Source organism: Phytobacter sp. (assembly GCF_059074235.1).
This window is the reverse complement of sequence record NZ_JCACPZ010000004.1, coordinates 238,844-255,144: the sequence shown is the minus strand read 5'-3', so window position 1 is coordinate 255,144 and position 16,301 is coordinate 238,844. Positions and strand designations below refer to the sequence as shown.

18 protein-coding genes are annotated in these 16,301 nt (G+C 52.2%); 9 read left to right on the top strand and 9 right to left on the bottom strand.

What is annotated here, in order from left to right:
* Positions 1-57: 57 nt before the first annotated feature.
* Positions 58-1,881, bottom strand: coding sequence for a sensor domain-containing phosphodiesterase (locus AC5JPW_RS05245; protein WP_494238658.1), 1,824 nt, complete (start codon positions 1,879-1,881; stop codon positions 58-60).
* Between the two features lie 280 nt (positions 1,882-2,161).
* Positions 2,162-3,190 (bottom strand): GGDEF domain-containing protein, encoded by a 1,029-nt coding sequence (locus tag AC5JPW_RS05240; protein WP_494238656.1) that lies wholly within the window; start codon positions 3,188-3,190, stop codon positions 2,162-2,164.
* Positions 3,191-3,513: 323 nt separating this feature from the next.
* Between AC5JPW_RS05240 and AC5JPW_RS05235 the strand changes: the two genes are divergently transcribed.
* Positions 3,514-3,747: a putative hemolysin gene (locus AC5JPW_RS05235; protein ID WP_494238655.1), complete on the top strand. Its 234-nt coding sequence runs from the start codon at positions 3,514-3,516 to the stop codon at positions 3,745-3,747.
* Between the two features lie 86 nt (positions 3,748-3,833).
* Positions 3,834-4,139: a hypothetical protein gene (locus AC5JPW_RS05230; RefSeq protein WP_494238653.1), complete on the top strand. Its 306-nt coding sequence runs from the start codon at positions 3,834-3,836 to the stop codon at positions 4,137-4,139.
* On the opposite strand, the gene AC5JPW_RS05225 is transcribed toward AC5JPW_RS05230, so the two are convergent.
* On the bottom strand, positions 4,140-4,487 hold the full coding sequence (locus AC5JPW_RS05225) for a DUF488 domain-containing protein (protein WP_494238652.1): 348 nt from the start codon (positions 4,485-4,487) through the stop codon (positions 4,140-4,142).
* Positions 4,471-4,980, bottom strand: coding sequence for a 2-thiouracil desulfurase family protein (locus tag AC5JPW_RS05220; protein WP_494238650.1), 510 nt, complete (start codon positions 4,978-4,980; stop codon positions 4,471-4,473). Before AC5JPW_RS05220 ends, AC5JPW_RS05225 begins: the two co-directional genes overlap by 17 nt.
* Before the next feature lie 161 nt (positions 4,981-5,141).
* Here AC5JPW_RS05220 and AC5JPW_RS05215 point away from each other — a divergent pair, with 161 nt between their 5' ends.
* Positions 5,142-5,849, top strand: a complete 708-nt coding sequence (locus AC5JPW_RS05215) for a CTP synthase C-terminal region-related (seleno)protein (RefSeq protein WP_494238648.1) — start codon at positions 5,142-5,144, stop codon at positions 5,847-5,849.
* A gap of 73 nt (positions 5,850-5,922) precedes the next feature.
* Here AC5JPW_RS05215 and AC5JPW_RS05210 read toward each other — a convergent pair whose 3' ends face one another.
* Positions 5,923-7,095 (bottom strand): CynX/NimT family MFS transporter, encoded by a 1,173-nt coding sequence (locus AC5JPW_RS05210; RefSeq protein WP_494238647.1) that lies wholly within the window; start codon positions 7,093-7,095, stop codon positions 5,923-5,925.
* A gap of 99 nt (positions 7,096-7,194) precedes the next feature.
* Between AC5JPW_RS05210 and AC5JPW_RS05205 the strand changes: the two genes are divergently transcribed.
* The 5 genes from AC5JPW_RS05205 to AC5JPW_RS05185 all read left to right on the top strand — a co-directional run bounded on the left by AC5JPW_RS05205 (position 7,195) and on the right by AC5JPW_RS05185 (position 11,274).
* Positions 7,195-7,983, top strand: coding sequence for an AraC family transcriptional regulator (locus AC5JPW_RS05205; protein WP_494238645.1), 789 nt, complete (start codon positions 7,195-7,197; stop codon positions 7,981-7,983).
* A 205-nt stretch (positions 7,984-8,188) separates the two neighbouring features.
* A complete protein-coding gene (locus AC5JPW_RS05200) occupies positions 8,189-9,013 on the top strand; it encodes an ABC transporter substrate-binding protein (RefSeq protein ID WP_494238643.1) in 825 nt (274 codons plus the stop codon).
* A 2-nt stretch (positions 9,014-9,015) separates the two neighbouring features.
* The gene (locus AC5JPW_RS05195) at positions 9,016-9,837 is read left to right on the top strand and encodes an amino acid ABC transporter ATP-binding protein (RefSeq protein WP_494238642.1); all 822 of its coding nucleotides are present in this window, start codon (positions 9,016-9,018) and stop codon (positions 9,835-9,837) included.
* Positions 9,837-10,592: an amino acid ABC transporter permease gene (locus AC5JPW_RS05190; RefSeq protein WP_494238641.1), complete on the top strand. Its 756-nt coding sequence runs from the start codon at positions 9,837-9,839 to the stop codon at positions 10,590-10,592. Before AC5JPW_RS05195 ends, AC5JPW_RS05190 begins: the two co-directional genes overlap by 1 nt.
* Positions 10,582-11,274 carry an amino acid ABC transporter permease gene (locus AC5JPW_RS05185; protein WP_494238640.1) on the top strand — a complete coding sequence of 231 codons (693 nt, stop codon included), beginning with the start codon at positions 10,582-10,584 and terminating at the stop codon, positions 11,272-11,274. Before AC5JPW_RS05190 ends, AC5JPW_RS05185 begins: the two co-directional genes overlap by 11 nt.
* Here AC5JPW_RS05185 and AC5JPW_RS05180 read toward each other — a convergent pair.
* From AC5JPW_RS05180 to AC5JPW_RS05170, 3 genes are all read right to left on the bottom strand, one after another.
* Positions 11,257-11,703, bottom strand: a complete 447-nt coding sequence (locus AC5JPW_RS05180) for a DUF441 domain-containing protein (RefSeq protein ID WP_494238638.1) — start codon at positions 11,701-11,703, stop codon at positions 11,257-11,259. The two genes, AC5JPW_RS05185 and AC5JPW_RS05180, sit on opposite strands and share 18 nt — an antisense overlap.
* 119 nt (positions 11,704-11,822) lie before the next feature.
* A complete protein-coding gene (locus tag AC5JPW_RS05175) occupies positions 11,823-13,862 on the bottom strand; it encodes a glycoside hydrolase family 31 protein (RefSeq protein ID WP_494238637.1) in 2,040 nt (679 codons plus the stop codon).
* A 16-nt stretch (positions 13,863-13,878) separates the two neighbouring features.
* The gene (locus AC5JPW_RS05170; RefSeq protein ID WP_494238636.1) at positions 13,879-15,213 is read right to left on the bottom strand and encodes a glycoside-pentoside-hexuronide (GPH):cation symporter; all 1,335 of its coding nucleotides are present in this window, start codon (positions 15,211-15,213) and stop codon (positions 13,879-13,881) included.
* Between the two features lie 309 nt (positions 15,214-15,522).
* Between AC5JPW_RS05170 and yoaI the strand changes: the two genes are divergently transcribed.
* Positions 15,523-15,633: a small membrane protein YoaI gene (yoaI, locus tag AC5JPW_RS05165; RefSeq protein WP_494238634.1), complete on the top strand. Its 111-nt coding sequence runs from the start codon at positions 15,523-15,525 to the stop codon at positions 15,631-15,633.
* A 19-nt stretch (positions 15,634-15,652) separates the two neighbouring features.
* Here yoaI and AC5JPW_RS05160 read toward each other — a convergent pair whose 3' ends face one another.
* Positions 15,653-16,153 carry a YbaK/prolyl-tRNA synthetase associated domain-containing protein gene (locus AC5JPW_RS05160; RefSeq protein WP_494238633.1) on the bottom strand — a complete coding sequence of 167 codons (501 nt, stop codon included), beginning with the start codon at positions 16,151-16,153 and terminating at the stop codon, positions 15,653-15,655.
* Between the last annotated feature and the right edge of the window lie 148 nt (positions 16,154-16,301).

The window sequence follows — 16,301 nt, the reverse complement described above, 5'->3', positions numbered from 1 at the left end:
AAAAATACCGCACCTTATTCAGGTGCGGCGTAGTAAAAATGGCTTAACATCAGGGGGCTATGAACCGTATTGATGTTGGTTGACACTAATGCGTTCCAGGACGCGATACGGCTTGCTGTCAGCCAACCAGAGCGGAATTTCATCCGGAGGAATAGGACGTGAGAAATAATAACCCTGTGCTTCATCACAGCCATATTCATTGAGCATATGCGCCGTTTCCTGATCTTCAACGCCTTCTGCAAGCACCACATAATGCAATTCTTTAAGCATCATAATTACATTGCGAGCAATAATTCGGCTACCCGTATCGCTGGTTATCTGACTGATGAGAGACCTGTCCAGTTTTATTACATCGATTGGAATACGGCGCAAGTAACTAATGTTGCTGTAGCCGGCCCCAAAGTCATCAAGCAGGATCTGGAAACCCAGTAACTTAAGTCGGTCTAACTCTTCAAGCGCGAGGTCGCTTTCGAGTACTTTTTCCGTCTCCAGACACTCGATACGGACATCGGCAGGATATAAACCTGCGCTAAGGACATCATGTTCCAGTTCATCCGCAAAACCCGGGCGGGAAAAATCACTGACGGTGACGTTAATAGAGATTGGAATAGTAATTCCCACCGAACGCCATACCTTAAGTTGTGAAATGACGGTTTTTATTACCCATTGTGTAATTTCTGGCATCAGGCTGGTTTTTTCAGCGAGAGTCACAATAGTCGTGGGCGAGATATTTCCCAACTGAGGATGGCGCCAGCGTAACAAGGCTTCTACGCCTTCTGTTTTGCCAGAGCGCAGAGAAACTTTAGGTTGATACACTAAATAAAGCTGGCTTTTTGCTTTAATCGCCTCACTTAAGTCATACAGGAGTTTAAAGTCTTTATTTCTTTTATGATCAAGGATCGGATTAAATTGCAGAACCGGAATATCCTGGCGAATAGATTCATGCAGCGCACTGATCGCCTGACGTACAATTTCATGCGCATCATCTTCCTGTGGCGAGAATTTCACGTAGCCGGTGTGGATAGTCAACGTGATATCAATGTCCTGAGCCATTTGTGCCTGCGTGCCGGGTAGTGTTTCAGCTCGTTTTACCAGGGTCAGGGCTTGTTCAATATCAACCAGCACGGCGAAACGTGCTGGTGCGAAGGAGTAGAGAGGGACGCTATCCTTGAGCCGAAGACGCAGGCGTAACAAAGGAATAAAACTGCGCAGCATGTTATCTACCGCTGGCAGACCCAAATAACGTGTGAGCTCGTAGGCTCTCGGCATATCAATGCAGTCAAAAATCACCAGACCGTAAGTTTTACGATCTTTATTCAGTGTTTTTTGCTCCATTTCGCGAATCAGGAACTGGCGGTTTGGTAACCCCGTTAAGGTATCAACGCGGCCAATGGAGTAGCGTGCTTCGAGATAGACCGCTGAGAGCTCTGCAACGCGATTGAAACTCTCGATCTGCTGGTTAGTTGGGCTAAAGATAGACGAGCTACTGACGCATAGCGTACCCAGCACCATACCCTCTTTGGTCATCATGGGGGCTGAAGCATAAAACAGAATATCCCCATTTTTTACCAGCGGCTGATGTGAAAAACGGTCATCAAGACGTGTGTCAGGACACACAACAGTCTGACCACTGTCGCGTGAGTACTGACACATTGTTTTTTCTATCGGAACTTTAAAATGCTCCAGCGGAACGTTTTTAACATATTTGATATATTGATAGTCATCATCAAATACCGTGATGAAGCATCCTTCGACACCCATCACCTCACAGGCGAGGCAGGCATATTCTGTGAGGGCTGCGTCACGGGTTTTATCCTCTTTGCGCAATAATTCCAGCGCCGCAAGCCGTTTACTTTCGCTTTTTTTAAGTCCGGTGAACATTGCGAGCTCCTGCTCAGATAAATGAGTCTAATGGGATCTGCTACACCGACAACATCATTGGTCCGGAGGAATCTGCCAGGAACGTTACGTTTAGCTCATCGGTTACCACCAGCCAAGTTGCGTGCCAGCAACAGCAATAATTGCCACGATAAGCATTATGATGGTCGTTTTTTTCACAATGGAACTCCTCAGCTGGCAACTCTCACGAGCGCCAGACTTACATAAATTAAATAGAAGAAGATGAGATAATTCTCAAGCCAAAAACGATGTTTTGACGTGATTAATTGAGACGCAGAAAAGGTTTTTTCTCTTTCCCGTTTTTATCCTGATACATAGCTTGATCGGCTATGCGCAACGCACTGTCGGCATCTACGTCTTCAGGATTAATTTCTACTACACCGATACTTGCACCGGGGTAAAATATCTTCACAGTACCAAGCTGATATTCGCCGGTCAGACACTTCTGTAAATTTCGCTTAAGTGAATTTAATCGTTCAATTTGCGTTTGGCCAACAGGAGCGCCGGGGCAGGCAATTAAAAATTCATCACCGCCAAGACGGCCCACTACATCGTCCCGGTCGCAGCCATCGACCAGACGATGGCCTATCTGAATAAGGAATTGATCGCCGGATTCGTGTCCCAGTTCATCGTTAATTCTCTTAAAATTATCGAGATCAATAAACCCAATAATAATCTGTATATTAAGGTGGCGGGCTAGAGAGAACAAAGTAATCAGATTATCAAAAATGGCGCGTCGGTTCGGCAAACCGGTCAGGGCGTCGGTGTATGAATGGGCAATTAACGCAGCATTGGCTTCACGAAGCTGATTAACCAGATGATCTTTTTCGATTGAACGGGCAATTAGCCCGGCAAATAAATTCAGAACCTGCTCACCACGGACACTTAATGTGCGCGTATCGGAACTGGCCGCACAAAGCGTGCCATAAAGCGAACCGTCTGCCAGATGTACAGGCGTGCTTAAATAACTGGTAATACCGAGCGTTGTTGCCGCTTCACAATCTGCCCAGTGGCTTGCGACTTCATTACTGAAGAAACAGCCGTCATCAAGTGCGCGTTTGCACAGGCTATCGCCCCAGGGAAGGGAAAAACCTTCTGGAATATCAAGCTGTTTGCTGTTACGGGCGTACTGGATATGTTGATAACGGCCGTCGTCATCAATTTTTGTGAGGTACGTAGATTCCATTTCGGTGACCATCTCCAGCATTTCAAGGAGTTGTCGTACCAGGCTTTCAAGGGATTGATCTTGTGAGAGAGTTTCGGAAACTCGGGCCAAAATGAAATCGGACATTACGCTCGTTTACCCCTATAGACTGCGCGCTTTAATGCACTTAATGCTGAAAATTTAGACTCGCCATATTAAAGCATGGCTAAACTACATTTCATATATCGGCATCAATAAACGGAGAGTTTAAGAGATAACGCATAAAAAAAGCCCCGTTGATGAAACGGGGCAAAAAACTCATTGATTACGGAATGATGTTCTCTGGTCATGGGTGAGAACGAGGTAAATATATCGGCTAAAAGTGGTGTAAAGATGGAGAAATCATGGAGATGTAGCGCGTAACGCATTAAGCTAAATTTTCGGTTCATTATTTCAAAATGGATAATTTGATGCATAAGACATTACTCATGTTTATTTTCACACTCACCGCATGTGCCGCAGATCGAAATGCACCGCGGCCACCTGCAACTGGCCTTGCTAATCCGGCGGCGGAATATTGCCTGCAAAAAGGCGGTGAGCGCGTGCCGGTACAAAGCCCGCAGGGTGTTCGAACGGAGTGCAAACTGCCGACAGGAGAGGTGGTGGATGAGTGGGAATTATGGCGTCACGATCACCCTCAATGAGGATCGTGACAGCAGCGCAAGGGCCAGGGTACACTAGCGGTTAAGAATTATCCTAGTACCCCCGTTTACTTTCGCGTGAGAAGAATATGTTCCAGCTACGTCCGGGCAGCCTGGCAATGGTGATAGGCGCTCAAACCCCTGCCGGCAGAAGCAATATTGGCAAAGCCGTTGAGCTTTTTGGTCTTTTTCAGCCAGGCGAGACTTTCCTTAATCCTGTCAATGGCGTCATGACCCGTATGCCGTTGAATATGCCTCAGGCGCTTTGGTTAGTGACAGGAGAAGTAGTGGCTTTTGATGGTCAGTCGGGTTTTGCATTTATACGTGCCGGGCATTTGATGCCGCTTCAGCCAGACCACCAGCCAGAAGAGACGCGCACCCGCGAAGCCTGCTAATTACAAACTTCTGAGCCACTCAGCCAGCACTATGGCATGGTTTTGCTGTTCATTCTTCGCCGCGTAGAGCAGGGTGACCGTTTGCTGTTTTTGCCGTGCGGCCAGCGTTAAACCCTCATCTTTGTGCTCTGCTAACTCCTGCAAATAGGCTTCACGAAAAGCGGTGAAGTCTATCATTTCTGCGTGAAATTCTTTGCGCAATGCGGCCGAAGGGGTGAGGTCTTTGCACCATTCATCAAAAGCCAGTTCAGCTTTTTTCATTCCTCTGGGCCATAATCTGTCAACCAGTACCCGATAACCATCATCTGCCGACGCGGTTTCATAGACGCGCTTACATTGAATCGTCATTGTTATCCCTCGCATTCATCCACGCGATGAGCTGCGGAATTTGTGCATGTGAAAACACTTTAATACCATGTGCTTCAAGCAGTGTCGCTGCGACACCTTTACCTTCAACTTGCGTACCGCTGAAGGTGCCGTCGTAAATCACCTGACTGCCGCAGGTGGGGCTGCTGTCGGTGAGTAATGCTGCGCAGCATTGTTCTCTCTGCGCTGTTTCCAGTGCCAGCCAGGCCGCCAGTTGATAATGGGCGGTCACATCCTGGCCAGTGTTTTCGACGATCCGCGCATTGCCCTGCATTACATCATGTCCGTTGCCTGCAACAATTTCTGCCGGTGGGCGTGGGGTGATTAAACCTGCTGCCAGTTCAGGGCAGTGAACAACCAGACGTTTCTCTTGCTTCCAGCGGGCCAGTGTTTCTTGCAGGGTGGCCTTTTCGCTTCCGTTATAGCGAACTTTGAAGCCCATAAGGCAGGCGCTCACCAGAATTTTGTTTTGCATGTTTTCTCTTTTACAACTTGGTTGCCGCTCTGCACGCCATTTTCATCGCAAAGTGAAAAATTACGAACTACTCGTTTTAAGAGATTGTGATAAAGGCAAAAGATCGCTAATGTGAGGTTCCTTATGTTGTCCGTTATCTGCCTGAACGTAAGGAACCCTTCATGACCCATATTCCCGTTAAAGATACGCTGCGTATTGCCCTTGTCGGCGATTATAACCACGACGTCGTCGCCCATCAGGCAATTCCTCTGGCGATAGATGACGCAGCCGCCGTTCTTGAGCTTACCGCAGATTACGACTGGCTGGCGACACCCGAGATCACCTGTAGTGACGACCTCGTTGGCTACGATGCTATTTGGGTGGTACCGGCGAGCCCCTATAAAAACCCTGAAGGGGCATTTATTGCGATTCAATATGCGCGGGAAAATGCGATTCCGTTCCTCGGTACCTGTGGTGGTTTCCAGCACGCCATCATTGAGTATGCCCGTAATGTGCTGGGTTATGAAAACGCCGCACATCAGGAAACCGATACCGAAGGTAAAATGGTTATTGTGCCGCTGGCGTGCTCATTGGTGGAACAGACAGCATCAATTGAATTACGTCCCAATACATTGATTGCTAAGGCTTACGGACAGGAAGAGATATCTGAAGGTTATCATTGTAATTATGGTATTGCGGCTGATTTTGCCGCAGAACTGGAGAAAGGGGACCTGCGGGTGACCGGATGGGATGAAGACGGAGAAATCCGGGCCGTTGAGTTGGTGAATCATCCGTTCTTTGTCGCGACCTTGTTCCAGCATGAGCGTAATGCGCTGGCCGGGCGACCGGTGCCGCTGGTGCAAGCGCTGCTGCGTGCGGCCTATGATTAGTCGATAGTTTTCAATCATTTTGTTGCCCGATGGTAGTATCGGGCCTACAAGCCCGATACTACCATCCTCTGGATCAACGAGCCCGCCCGGCAAACGCCCCCGACATCGCCATCAGCACGGACAGCACCGCACAGGTAATCAGCGGAATATGCCAGCTCCCATTCACATCGTGAATTTTGCCCATTAGCGGAGGGCCGCAGGCGGCAAGCAGGTAACCGACGGATTGCGCCATACCAGATAACGCCGCCGCCTGATGTGCTGAGCTTGCGCGTAAGCCAATAAACGTGAGGCCGAGGATCATGGTCCCCCCGGAGCCAAAGCCAAACATCAGCGTCCACAACACGGCCTGCTCAGGCCAGACGACAAACCCGGCTGAACTCACCGCACATAGCAAGGCGATAACGACCGCAATGCCACGTTGATCGCGCAGGCGATGCAAAATCAGCGGCACGAGAATGCCCGGTGAGGCTGTCGCCAGTTGCAGCAGACCATGCAGGGAACCCGCACCCGCCTCGCTGTAACCATAGCTAATCAAAATGGCGGGGAGCCAACCAATTACCACGTAATAGATTAAAGAGTTGATGCCAAGAAAGAGCGTCAGTTGCCAGGCGAGCGCAGAGCGCCAAATCCCACGACTTTGCGTAAGGGGAGAGGTTGTCAGATTTGTGGCTTGTTGGCGTTTTAACTGCGGTAACCAACACAAGAGTGCCAGCAAAGGGAAGGCCATCAGCGCCAGTAACGCGCCGTGCCAGCCTGCCCCCATCATCGCAATAGGTACCACCACGGCAGAGCCCAGCGCCGCTGCGGCCCCCATGGTCAGCGAGTAAGCGCCGGTGAGTTTTGCAACCTGACCCGAAAAATCACGCTTAAGAATGCCTGGCAGTAGCACATTACCTAAAGCAATGCCGCAACCAATAATAGCCGTGCCGGTAAACAACATGGCAGGTGAGGGCAGAGAGCGCACGGCAATCCCTGCGCAAATCAGCAGCATGGCAACAAACAGGCTGCGTTCCATTCCAATACGTCGGGCAACCCCTGCCGCTAACGGAGAGATAAGGGCAAACGCCAGCAGAGGAAGGGTGGTGAGCATTCCGGTTGCTGCAGTAGATAAACCATAATCGGCACGAATAGCATCCAGCAAGGGGGCCGCACCGGTAAAGGTGACGCGCAGGGTCGTGGCGATCATCAGAATGCCTGCAATCAGCAGCACACCCTGCTTGCCACGCGAAGTGATAACAGTGGTCATTGTATTCTCAGGAAAAATATCAGAAACACACCTTACCCCTTTTTGCCGTTGTTTAAATCAAGCTAAAATGACACTTTATCGCTAAATTCGGACAAAATAATGCAGCATGGACTGGGACTGGATGGCTTTAATCCGGACGGACAGCAGGAAGCGGCGCTGGCTTTCGGGATTAACGTTAGTGCCGACGAGCAGCGTATTCCGACACATCGTCATCGCAAAGGACAGTTGATCCTCGCACTGACGGGGGCGATAACCAGTGAAGTCGAAAATGCCCGCTGGATGGTGCCACCCCATCACGCCGTTTGGCTGCCGGGCATGGTGGCCCATAGCAACCATGCCACGCCGGGGGCACAACTCTACTTTTTGTTTATTGAACCGGGTCGGGTTGAGATGCCGGAAACCTGCTGCACGCTTAAAATCTCTTCGCTGGTGCGGGAATTAATCATCACGCTGGCGGCCCGTAATCATCGCGAACGACAAGAACCTGCAACACAGCGTCTGGTACAGGTTCTGTTTGACGAACTCCCGCGCCAACCGCAAATGCAGTTGCAACTGCCCGTCTCGCCGCACCCGAAGGTTCGCCAGATGGTTGAAAGCATGGAACATGCCCCGGAAAAGCGGCAAACACTGACCGAATGGGCACAAATCTTTGCCATGAGTGAGCGTAATCTGGCGCGTCTGGTGGTGAAGGAGACCGGCTTAAGTTTTCGGCGCTGGCGTCAGCAGTTGCAGTTGATTCTGGCGGTCAGGTTACTGATTAGCGGACATGCAGTTCAGCATATTGCCCAGACGCTGGGTTATGACTCCACCACGGCGTTTATCACTATGTTTAAAAAAGGGCTCGGGCAAACGCCGGGTCGATATCTGGCGGCATTGGGTGCGGGGTGAATATTTTATGCTGCTAAATCCATGTAGATAACATGGACTTTGCACGTTTCCACTGACAACTTTAGTTGAATAAGCGAATCATATGGACCTTATTGTTTTAATAACTTTTATAGATAATAAATGCACTTTTTGATATTTGTCTGATGATTACGGTTATGTGACTTTAGCCATGAAATCTTACTTATAACAGGGCGTAAGGATTAGCATGGCAACCACAGCACAAAATAAAAAAATCGGTGCACTGACCGCACTGGCATTGCTTTCAACTTTCTCATTTGCCGCTCACGCGGACAAACTGGCTGATATTAAAGCCGCTGGCGTCGTGAAAGTGGCGACATTTGATGCTAACCCTCCGTTTGGTGCCATCGACCCACAGAGTCATGAAATCGTGGGCTACGACGTCGATTTTGCGAAAGCGCTGGCGAAAAGTCTGGGTGTGAAGCTGGAGCTGGTGGCAACCAACCCGGCGAACCGCATTCCGCTGCTGCAGTCCGGCAAAGTGGATTTGATTGTTGCAGACATCACCATTACACCGGAACGTGCGCAGGTCATTGATTTCTCGACGCCTTACTTTGTCACTGGTCAGCAGTTCCTGGTTGCGGCGAGCGGTTCCGATAAACTCGACAGCTACAGCAAAGCACGCATCGGTGCGGTAAAAGGCACCACCGGTGAGCAGGCGCTGCACCAGCGTTTCCCGCAGTCCCGCGTGCTGGCATATGACGACATCCCGCTGGCGCTGACCGCGCTGCGTAACGGTAACGTTCAGGCGATTACTCAGGACAGCACCATTCTGGCGGGTTTGCTGGCGGAAGCACCGGACAAAGCCAAATTCAAAATTCTGCCTGACCTGCTCTCTAAAGAAGAGATCGGTGTGGGCGTCACCAAAGGCGAAACGGCGTTGCTGAAAGCCGTTAACGACGAACTCGTTAAGCTTGAGCAGAGCGGTGAAGCTGCAAAAATTTACGACGTCTGGTTTGGTCCGCAAACCAAAGCCCCGGCTCCGCGCAGCTTTAAAATAGAAGCGAAGTAAATATGTTGGCAGGTCTCTTTTCTACCTCCGTGGCGCAAGCCCCGGAGGCTTTTCCCGTGCAAAAAGGCACGGTGGAATTTCGCAAAGCGAGCAAAAGCTATGGCGACCACCGCGTATTGAACAACATTGATTTGCAGGTAGCAGCAGGCGAAGTGGTGGCGGTTTGCGGACCATCTGGCTCCGGTAAATCGACACTGATTCGCCTGATCAATCAACTGGAAACCCTCACCGACGGCGAGATTCTGGTGGATGGCAAACCGACCCGGCAGCTTAAGGGCCGTGAACTGCGCAATCTGCGTCGCCACGTGGGCTTTGTTTTCCAGCAATTTAACCTCTACGCCCATTTGACCGCGCTGGACAACATCACCCTGGCGTTGACCAAAATTCACGGCAAATCGGCGGTGGAAGCCAAAGCGAAAGCGCTGAGCCTGCTGGAGCGGGTGGGCCTGAAAGAGAAAGCCGGACATTTCCCGTCGCAGCTTTCCGGCGGTCAACAACAGCGCGTGGCGATTGCCCGCACGCTGGCGGCTGATCCACATATCATCCTGTTTGATGAGCCGACTTCGGCGCTGGATCCGGAGATGATCGGTGAGGTCCTGCAGGTGATGAAATCGCTCGCCCATAGCGGGATTACGCTGATTGTTGTGACTCACGAGATGCAGTTTGCCCGGGAAATTGCTGACCGGGTGGTGTTTATCGACGGCGGGGAAATCCTTGAACAGGCGGCTCCCGAGGCATTCTTTACTGCCCCTCAGCATCCGCGCGCGCAACGTTTTCTGCAAAAAGTCCTCAATCCACTTCATGCCGATAGCAAGGAGCTGTAATGGGGATCCATCTCGACTGGGCCGGCGTGTTTACCGGCCAACCGGCGCAATGGCTGATATCGGGATTCCTGACCACCATTTGGGTGACGGTGGTGGGTGTGCTGCTGGCGACTTTGCTTACTGTGCTCCTGCTTGCACTGCGCCTGGCGGGCGGACGGGTGGGAAAAGCGATTGTCGCCTGCTGGGTCTCGCTGTTTCGTAACACGCCGCTGCTGGTACAGATCCTCTTCTGGTACTTCGCCGCCTGGAATGTGCTGCCGGAAGGCTTTCGCCAGTATGTGAATGATGACCACGCATTCAGCATCTTACCCGGTGATGTCTGGTGGTTTACGCCGGAGTTTCTCTCATCGGCGTGGGCGTTGGGGCTGTTTACGGCGGCGTTTCTGGTGGAAGAGATTCAGGCCGGGCTGCTGGCCGTACCGAAGGGGCAAGTTGAAGCGGCGAAATCGCAGGGGTTTAGTGACCTGGCACTGTTCCGTTGGGTGCTGCTACCACAAGGTCTGGAAAATGCCTGGCAACCGGTGGTGGGGCAGTATCTCAATCTAATGAAACTCTCTTCGCTGGCGACCGGTATTGGTTTTGCTGAACTGACCTACCAGACCCGGCAAATCGAAAGCTTCAATGCGCACGCGCTGGAAGCCTTCACTGTGGGCAGTGTCCTCTATCTGGCGCTGGGACTGGTGATGAGCCTGTTGTTCAATCTGCCGCGCGGCTGGCGCGCAATGACCCGCAAGGAGGCTTACCGTGCTCGCTAACATCACCGTGATTACCGATAACCTCAGTTATCTGCTGCTGGGGCGCACGCTACAGGGCGAACCCGGCGGTGTGCTGCTGTCAGTACTGATGACCCTGGGCGCAGGCGTACTGGCGTTTCCAGGTGGGATTTTGCTGGCCTGTCTGGCGTGGCGGTATCCGGGCTGGCTGCGCAAAGTGCTGTTTGCATGGGCGGAGTTAATACGCGGGATCCCGCTGATTTTTGTCATATTCTGGATGTGGTTTTTACTGCCGTGGATAACCGGCGCGGATTTGCCAGGCGCGGTCACCGTGACGCTGGCGCTGGCATGGTTTACCTCGGCCTCGGTCATGTACTCCACGCTGGCCGCGTTGAATGCGTTACCGAAGGGGCAATATGAGGCGGCGTTGAGTAGCGGATTTGGATCCTGGCACATTCTGCAACTGGTGCTGTTGCCCCAGGCGCTGCGCAATGCCATTCCGTCGTTTATCGGCTTGCTGATTGCCTTGCTGAAAGACACGTCGCTGGCGTTTATCGTCAATGTGCCAGAGCTGACAACGGTAGCCGGGCAGGTGAATAACCGGGTACAGGTTTACCCGGCAGCGTTATTCATCTTTACCGGACTGGTTTACTACCTGCTGTGTAGCCTGCTGGAACTGGGCGTTAAGCGCTGGCAGCGCCGACACTTACTGCCGACCAATTAACAGCGAGACCAGACCTGCGGCAATCAGTGGCCCGACCGGCACCCCCCGGAACAGGGCCACACCCAGCACGGTTCCCACCAACAGGCCAGCTACCAGCGAAGGCTGTGAGCTCATCAGGGTCACGCCTCGTCCACCTAACCACGAGACGAACACGCCCACCGCGATGGCAATCAGCGACTTCCAGTTCAGGAAAGAATTGATAAGCGTCGAAGGCGGCAGCGTGCCGCTGGCAATCGGTGCCATCACGCCAATCGTCAGGATAACGATCCCGATGGTCAGCCCCTGTTTTTCAACCCACGGAAACCAGGCGTTGAGCGGGGTGATACGTACAATGATCAGCACCATAACGGCGACGGCGACGGTGGTGTTATGGCTAAAGAAGCTCAGTGCCACCAGCCCAAGAAGGATAAAGAGAGTGGTATCAAACATGGAGAGTGTTTTGTTCCTTTCCATGAAAATCAAGAGAAGCCTGCTTACACTACTTTACGCGTAAGCGCGTTGATAAGCAGGCTTTTTATACCGAAAGCGCTTATTTTCGGGCAATTGCATTAGCCACTGACTAATACATTCACCAGCGGGCTGCCGTCGCGAATAAATACCGGGATGGTATCAAGCCCGGCAGAAACCCGGATACGCTGCTGACTCTTATACCGCTCGCCGTTGAGTGCCACCCAGGCGTGGGTGCCTGGCAGCCAGACCTCACGCTCCCGCTCACCTGCATGCAGTACCGGCGCGACCAGCAGGTCATCGCCAAACAAATACTGATCTTCGACCTGCCAGCTTTGCGTTTCGTCCGGATAGCGCCAGAACAACGGGCGCATCAACGGATCGCCGTGCTGGTGAGCATTATCAAACAAGGCATCAACGTAAGGACGCAGCTTCTCACGCACGCTCAGCCAGTGCTGCATGATGGTGTAGTTTTCCTCACCGTAACTCCACAACTCGTTGGGTGAGCCACTGTTGCATTGCGGAATGCCGTTACGGTAGCTTTCTGGCGGCTGGATTTGCGGTTCACGATAACCGTGCATGCGCAGCACCGGGCAGAAGACCGCCCACTGGAACCAGCGGATCAGCAGTTCGTGGAAAGCCGGATCGTTGACGTTACCGCCCTGGAAACCACCGATGTCGGTGGTCCACCACGGAATACCGGCCAGCCCCATGTTTAACCCGGCCGCCAGCTGGTTGCGGAAGGCATGGAAAGAGGAGTGCACATCGCCGGACCACGCCAGCACGCCAAAGCGCTGGCTTCCCGCCCAGGAGCAGCGCACCAGGTTAACAATGTCCTTCTCACCATTGGCAACAAGCCCGTCATAAAAGCCCTGGGCAAAGTCGCGTGGATACTGGTTGCCGACTTCCAGCACCGGCCCGGCATGGTAGCGGTAATTGTCAAAATCGTACGCCCGATATTCCGGTTCGGCTTCATCAAGCCAGAACAGTTTGATGCCCAGATCGTAGTAATTCTTCTTCACCGTCTCCCAGACAAATTCACGCGCCTGCGGGTGCGTGGCGTCGAAGAAGGTGGTGTTCCCCATAAAATCGAGGTTCACCTGCACACCCCGGTCGCTGGTGACCAGATAGCCTTTGGCTTTCATCACCGGGAAAAGCGGGCTGCGGGCTTCCACCGTCGGCCAGACGGAGACCATCAGCTCGATGCCGAGAGATTTTAGCTCCTCCACCATCGCTTTGGGATCCGGCCAGTCCACTGGGTCGAAACACCAGGTGCCCTGATTCGGCCAGTGGAAGAAGTCGATGACCATCACGGAGAGCGGCAGGTGGCGACGGCGATACTCGCGTGCGACCTCCAGCACCTCCTGCTGAGTGCGGTAGCGCAGCTTGCACTGCCATAACCCGCTGGTAAAGCCTGGGGCGGGCGGTGGCGTGCCGGTCGCTTTGGCATACTGGCGGGTGATGCCCTGAATGCTATCAGCGGCGGTTATCCAGTAGTCCATCTCCTGAGTGACCTTTGCCTGCCACTCGGTCTGGTTTTTGGCAAAGCTGGCTTCGCCAATGGCCGGGTTGTTCCACAACAGACCGTAACCGAGGCTGGACTGCATAAAGGGCACGCTGGCCTGCGAGTTACGTTGAGCCAGTTCCAGCACGCAGCCTTTCAGATCCAGCCACGGCTGCTGATACTGGCCCATGCCGTAAATACGCTCATCTGCACGAGATTCAAAGCGCACGGTCAGCTGATATTTGCCGCCTGGCAGCGGTTTAAATTCCCGGCCATCGAGCTTCAGGGCGCTGATGTACTTGTCCTGGCTCTTTTCACTGGCCCCGATGCCGACCGTGGAACGCTGACGCCACATCTCTTCGAGCAGCAGCTCGCCGCGCTGGTTGTAAAAGGCCAGTTGCCCTTTGAGGTTCAGTACGGCGGTGATATTCCCATTACGCAGTGTCAGTTGCTCTGCCTGGGCACTGACCTCCGCCTGGCTGGCCTGTGGCGCTAATAACGCATGCAGGCTGTCGCTGAAATCCGGGGAGCAGGTGGCACGCACGCGCAGGCTGTTTTCACCCCAGGGTTCGATGCGCAGGATTTGACGCTCAAAACGCCACTCAATGCTGTCAGGGTGTTGAATCAATTCGCTCATGAATAATGCGTCCTTTTTACGAGAGACTATGACGGGCAAGGTTGATAGATTTCATGGTGTTATCGTCGAGCTTATACCAGCGAAGCGTGGCAAACGCGGCCAGTGAAAGCAGACCGGGTACGACGGTAAAGAGGGCAACGATGCAGTACATTGCCGTTGACGTTTGTTCCGGGGCGTTGGCGACGTAGCCGCTGAGGCTCAGTGTCCAGCCGACGATTGCGCCGCTGATCGCCATACCGAGTTTCAGCACGGCGAGGAAGGTGGAGAAAATCACGCCGTCCATCCGTTTTTTCTGCAGCCATTCACCATAGTCGGCAACGTCCGCCATCATCACCCACATCAGCGTGGTGGTGGATTGATACAGAGTGGAGACGATGAAGGTGAGAGGGACTAACACAAAAATAGATTTCGGTGCAAAGAAGAGGGCGATGCTCAGAACCCCCGCCAGCACCGAGCAATAACCAAACATCTGTACTTTGCTGAAGTTGCGGGTCAGGCGTTTTGCCAAAGCACTGCCGGCAGCTTTACCCAGAATGTGCGCACCCAGCATCCACATAAAATAGCTGGCGCTGCCCAGATAATAAGTGACGAAGTACATCATTGCGCCAAGACGAATAACCCCAAAGCCGATATTGGTAATAACCAGCATGGCGACCACGCGCCACTGATCGTTACGTAATAAATCGCGCAGTTCAGCGAGGTAATTATTATGGGTGGCTGGTGCTTTAATTCGCTCACGGGTATTGGCGAAACAGATCCAGAACATAATGACCGCGGCACTGGCCATTATTGCCATTGCCCAACGGTAGCCGAGTAATTTATCGTCACCGCCAAGATACTGCGCCAGCGGCATCATAAAGAAGGTGGACATCGCACCGCCAAGGGTGGCTAAAAAGAAGCGGTACGATTGCAGTGAAATACGGTCTTCGTTGTTGGGTGTAATCACGGCACCCATGGAACAATAGGGAATATTAATCGCCGTATACATCAACATCATCAGCGTATAACTGACGGTAGCGAAGATCATTTTTCCGGAAAGGGTCAGCGACTCAGGCACGGCGTAGGTCAGCAGGCAGCTGGCACCGAAGGGCAGCGCGAGCCAGAGCATCCAGGGGCGGAATTTTCCCCAACGGGTTTTGGTACGATCCGCAAGATATCCCATGGCCGGATCGATAATCGCGTCGGCGGTACGTGCTAATAAAAACATGGTGCCCACGAACGCAGCCGGTAATCCCACCACATCCGTATAATAAAAAGTCAGAAAAATAATGACATTATCCAGCCCGACATGGCTGGCCATGTCGCCCAATCCATAACTGATTTTTTCTTTCCGGGTGATCGTTAAATTCATTGTATTCACCAGACTCTGTAAGGTTATTTCAGGGAGGTACTGAATCTATGGTGTTGTAATATGGCGTGCTTAACAATTACGAGATTTGCCTTCGGAATTATGGAAAGTGATTTTCGTGATACCGGTAACAATTTAATTGTCGTTTCGCTGAAAAATAAAATCAGTGCTTTCAAAGGTTGGAGAATCAGGGTATTAGCGCAGGAATCGTTTCAGCGACGAGGTGTTTCAGAAAGAGGATGTACCTGTCATCAAATTGTCACTCATAGTGATTATTAATAGTATGACTGAACAAAGAACAGGCAGATGAAGATGAACGATCCCATGCTGAATGATGTACTGATTATCACATCATCATTTATTGCGATTGTGGTGGTGTTGGTGGTTTCGGTGTTGACTCTGGAAAAGGCGGGCTGGCCATAATGGCTCAACCCATTTAGCGTCAGGCCACGCGATGGAAGCTAATTTGTTCCGGGTGAGCAATGCGCAGGTAGTCTTCGGTTTTGAGGATAATCGACTTCTCCAGCAATCCGGCATTGAAAGCAATTTCGTCGAAACGATCGAAGAGGAGTGGGTCAGCGACCAGCTTCAGATCGGGATGAAAGCTGAACGGCGGAATCGCACCAAACACACAGGCTGTTAGGGTTTCCACTTCGGCTGGGCTCGCCAGCGAGGCTTTACTTCCCCCAAAGAATGACGCCAGTTGCGACAAATCTGCCTGCAAATCTGCGGCGAGAATCGCAAGGACATGCAGCTTCACGCCGTTGCCTTTGATTTTACAGACCAGCGCTTTAGCCCCCTGACCCAGCGCGGTTCCGCGAATCTCACTCACCGCTTCGCATTTGCCTGATGCTTCGTGTTCTACCACACGATAGCGCGCCTGATGGGTGTCGAGGGTTTCAATAAGGTGTTGGTGGATATGAAGACTTGCTATCTCTGACATCATCGCTCCCGGATGAACAACATAAAGTCCAAGAGTAATCCAGCCGGGTGAGGATGAAAATAAAAAAGCCGCCCCAAAAAAAGGACGGCTTCAAGAGTACTCACTTCAACAACGCTATTATGTGTACTGTTTTAAAAACTCCAGACGC

Bases quoted from the DNA above. Each gene is read 5' to 3' on its own strand.
- AC5JPW_RS05245 (WP_494238658.1), bottom strand. From the start codon at position 1,881: ATGTTCACCGGACTTAAAAAAAGCGAAAGTAAACGGCTTGCGGCGCTG.
- AC5JPW_RS05240 (WP_494238656.1), bottom strand. From the start codon at position 3,190: ATGTCCGATTTCATTTTGGCCCGAGTTTCCGAAACTCTCTCACAAGAT.
- AC5JPW_RS05235 (WP_494238655.1), top strand. From the start codon at position 3,514: ATGCATAAGACATTACTCATGTTTATTTTCACACTCACCGCATGTGCC.
- AC5JPW_RS05230 (WP_494238653.1), top strand. From the start codon at position 3,834: ATGTTCCAGCTACGTCCGGGCAGCCTGGCAATGGTGATAGGCGCTCAA.
- AC5JPW_RS05225 (WP_494238652.1), bottom strand. From the start codon at position 4,487: ATGACGATTCAATGTAAGCGCGTCTATGAAACCGCGTCGGCAGATGAT.
- AC5JPW_RS05220 (WP_494238650.1), bottom strand. From the start codon at position 4,980: ATGCAAAACAAAATTCTGGTGAGCGCCTGCCTTATGGGCTTCAAAGTT.
- AC5JPW_RS05215 (WP_494238648.1), top strand. From the start codon at position 5,142: ATGACCCATATTCCCGTTAAAGATACGCTGCGTATTGCCCTTGTCGGC.
- AC5JPW_RS05210 (WP_494238647.1), bottom strand. From the start codon at position 7,095: ATGACCACTGTTATCACTTCGCGTGGCAAGCAGGGTGTGCTGCTGATT.
- AC5JPW_RS05205 (WP_494238645.1), top strand. From the start codon at position 7,195: ATGCAGCATGGACTGGGACTGGATGGCTTTAATCCGGACGGACAGCAG.
- AC5JPW_RS05200 (WP_494238643.1), top strand. From the start codon at position 8,189: ATGGCAACCACAGCACAAAATAAAAAAATCGGTGCACTGACCGCACTG.
- AC5JPW_RS05195 (WP_494238642.1), top strand. From the start codon at position 9,016: ATGTTGGCAGGTCTCTTTTCTACCTCCGTGGCGCAAGCCCCGGAGGCT.
- AC5JPW_RS05190 (WP_494238641.1), top strand. From the start codon at position 9,837: ATGGGGATCCATCTCGACTGGGCCGGCGTGTTTACCGGCCAACCGGCG.
- AC5JPW_RS05180 (WP_494238638.1), bottom strand. From the start codon at position 11,703: ATGTTTGATACCACTCTCTTTATCCTTCTTGGGCTGGTGGCACTGAGC.
- AC5JPW_RS05175 (WP_494238637.1), bottom strand. From the start codon at position 13,862: ATGAGCGAATTGATTCAACACCCTGACAGCATTGAGTGGCGTTTTGAG.
- AC5JPW_RS05170 (WP_494238636.1), bottom strand. From the start codon at position 15,213: ATGAATTTAACGATCACCCGGAAAGAAAAAATCAGTTATGGATTGGGC.
- yoaI (WP_494238634.1), top strand. From the start codon at position 15,523: ATGAACGATCCCATGCTGAATGATGTACTGATTATCACATCATCATTT.
- AC5JPW_RS05160 (WP_494238633.1), bottom strand. From the start codon at position 16,153: ATGTCAGAGATAGCAAGTCTTCATATCCACCAACACCTTATTGAAACC.